2 protein-coding genes are annotated in these 3,218 nt (G+C 70.0%); both read left to right on the top strand.

Annotated features, from left to right (window positions below):
• Positions 1 to 732, top strand: a 732-nt coding sequence (locus ACFU8Q_RS40540; protein ID WP_384464946.1) for a Scr1 family TA system antitoxin-like transcriptional regulator, incomplete at its 5' end; no start/stop codon positions are given.
• 1,539 nt (positions 733 to 2,271) lie between these two features.
• Positions 2,272 to 3,218 (top strand): IS110 family transposase (locus ACFU8Q_RS40545; RefSeq protein ID WP_384464949.1); only part of this gene is annotated, 947 nt, incomplete at its 3' end.

The following is a 3,218-nucleotide window of genomic DNA, read 5'->3' on the forward strand; positions in this document are numbered from 1 at the left end:
GGCCGGCACCCGGCGAAGACGACCCGCATCCAAAAGGGCGCGGCCCTGCCCTCGGACGCGGACATCCGCACCTGGTGCACCGTCTGTGACGCGGGCGACCAGGCCGACGATTCGATCGCCACTGCCCGCGCCGTCGACTCGATGTACATGGAGTGGCGCCGCCTGCACCAGGGCGGCATGCGTCAGGTCCAGCAGGACTGGTACACCCTCCGCGAGCAGACCCGCCACTGCCGCGTCTACCTCTCCAACGTGCCGCCCGGCTTCCTCCAGGCACCGGCGTTCGCGACCGCCCTCATGAACCAGATCACCACCTTCCAGGGCACCCCCAACGACGTCGCCGAAGCCGTCGCTGCCCGGGTCGCCCGCTCCCGGTTCCTCTACGAAGGCGGCCACTGCTATGTCGTTCTCATGGAGGAATCCGTCCTGCGCTACCGCACCGCCGACCCCGACGCCATGCGCGGGCAGCTGCGGCACCTCCTGGCCGTGATGCCGCTGGCGTCACTCTCGCTGGGGATCATCCCGTTCACCGCGCAGCGCACCGTGTGGCCGCTAGAGGCGTTCTACGTCCACGACGACACCATGGCCGTGGTGGAGACGCTGACGGCGGAGATCAGGGTGACGCAGCCGCGCGAGCTCGCCGACTACGCGAAGGCGTTCGCCGGCCTCGCGGAGATGGCCGTCTACGGGGACACAGCCCGTGCGCTCATCCAGGCCGCGATCGACGCTCTGTAGTGAACCTCCGCAATTCTCCGCAACTTTGTTGAGGGCACGGTTCGTGGCTGCGTAGCGTCGAAGGTACCGACGGACCACCAGCCGGAGAGGCGGGGCCCCCTTGCGCACACACCGACAGAACCGCCCCGGCCCCGGAGGGCCGCGGCCTCCAGCTGCCCGCCTACGGCGTTCCTTCCTCGGCTCTGCTGGCCCGCGCGGACCGGGGCTTCGCCCGGTTCCTCGCCCAGCGGGCCGAGGACCAGGACGACGGGGCCGACGGCGGCGAAGACACCCATCGGTGACCGTCGGCCAACCGGGCGACCTTGGGGCAGGCCGGCCTGCCCCAACTGCCGTCCCCTGCCCACGCTGGCAGCGCGCGTCATGTGGCTGCGCGGACCACGCGTCACCGGGGTCTGGTGAGGCCGGACTCGAGATCGCTCACGGAATGTGTGCCAGATCCCGAGAACGGGCAGCAGCTCGGTGAGCGGACACGCGTCGGTGAGGGCGGCGCGGCGGAGTGACCAGGACGTGTCGCAGCGGTGCGCACCCGGCCGGAGAGGCGAGGCTGGGACAGTGACGACGACCTGCTGAATGCGTACGGGCAGCCGCTGTTCGAGGAGGCGCCCGCCAGGCGGTGCGCGAGACCCTGGCGCACCACATGGCCGACAGCGGTCCGCGCGTCCGCATCGTTGACCGGCGTCAGGCCCTGCTCGACAACCGGGGCCTGCAGTCGTCGTGACTCATGACGGCGAGGAATCGAATGGTGCGTCGTCCGTACGGCCAGTTCCGAGAGTGCGTCGTGGGCTCTGCGGGGCCGGGATGGGGGCTCCAAGCACTCCACGGGCTCGCAGCTCGCTGAGGTCTGGGAGATGGATGCCGGGCAGTGCGTCGAGAAACGTCGGCCTCGGCGGCACGGACGCCATGAGCGGGAGCCTCGGGGCCTTGGCCAAGGGCGCAGCGGTCGGTCACGGTGATCATCGTAAGGGCCCGAGGTTGCGCCTCTGGTCGCACTCCTGGTCGCGCCTCACGTCGCGCTTCCGGTCGCGCCTCTGGTCGCACCGGAAGCCATCGCCGAGGACGGCTCCGCAAGGCCGTGACCTGGGAGACAAGGGGGCTTTTGGCGAGCTCACAGGACGCCGACTACTTCCAATACGGGGTGTCCGCTCCCGTCGGAAGTCTTGAAGGAGTCTGAGGGCAGGGCGGTCTGTTCGATTCGGTGTGGTGGTTCCGCGGGCGTCGGGATGGATGTCTCGACTACTTCCGGCACGTGATGCCTCTGCAGGGACCGGCGCTGTCCCGGCGTCTTCGGAGCCGCCATGACCGTTCGACAGTTCACTCGTTGGGGTTGGTGGTGCGAGCCCGCTGCACGGTGACCTCTTGCAAGCTTCGGGTCCTGGAGACCTGGGACGGACCGAGGCCCGTGCGACGCGCTGGTGTCACGAACGGCTAGTGAGAGGGAGGACCAGTTGCCCCGTGTGGGTGTGAGTCCTGGTATTGGAACGCCGCGTGGCCCGCTTGCGCTCGTACCGGCGCAGCCGACAGCACGATGGGGAGGGTGAATTGACCGTCTACTGCGGGATCGACTGGGCCGAGGGGCACCACGACGTCGCCCTGGTCGACGACGCGGGCACCGTGGTCGCCAAGTGCCGAATCGGTGACGACGCGGCTGGCTACCAGGAGCTCCTGGGGCTGCTGGCGGGGCACGGCGATACGCCGGAGGCTCCGATACCGGTCTGCATCGAGACCGGCCGGGGGCTGCTGGTCGCGGTCCTGCGGCAGGGAAAGCGGCAGGTCTTCGCGGTCAACCCGCTGGCCGCGTCACGCTACCGGGAACGGCACGGCGTCTCCCGCAAGAAGTCCGACCCGGGGGACGCCAAGGTCCTGGCGAACATCCTGCGGACCGACATGCACGAGCACCGGCCGCTGCCGGACGACACCGACCTCGCCAAGGCCGTTGCGGTCCTGGCCCGAGCACAGCAAGACGCGGTCTGGTCCCGGCAGCAGCTGACCAACCAGCTGCGTTCCTTGCTGCGGGAGTTCTACCCGGCCGCCCTGGAGGCGGTCGCCGGATGGCAGAACGGGCTCTGCCGTCCGGAGGCCCGCGCGATCCTCGCCGTGGCGCCCACTCCCGGCAAGGCGGGCCGGATCACGCACAAGCAGCTCTGCGCAGCGCTCAAGCGCGCCGGCCGCAAGCGCGGTATCGAGGCGGAGGCCGACCGGTGGCGGGAAGTCTTCAAAGCGCCGCACGCCCGTCATCCGGAGTTCGTGGAGGACGCGTTCGGCAGGCAGATGCTCGGCCTGTTGCGGCAGCTCGATGCCGCCTGCCGCACCGTTGACGACCTCACCGAGGCGAGCGAGGAAGCGTTTCGGCAGCACCCGTCTGCCGAGGTGATGCTGAGCTTTCCCGGCATGGGCGTCCAGCTCGGCGCCCGCGTCCTCGCCGAGATCGGCGACGATCCAACCCGGTTCGCCGACATCCGAGCGGTGAAGGCGTACTCCGGCGCGGC

This window comes from Streptomyces sp. NPDC057543 (assembly GCF_042801895.1).
Lineage (GTDB): Bacteria > Actinomycetota > Actinomycetes > Streptomycetales > Streptomycetaceae > Streptomyces.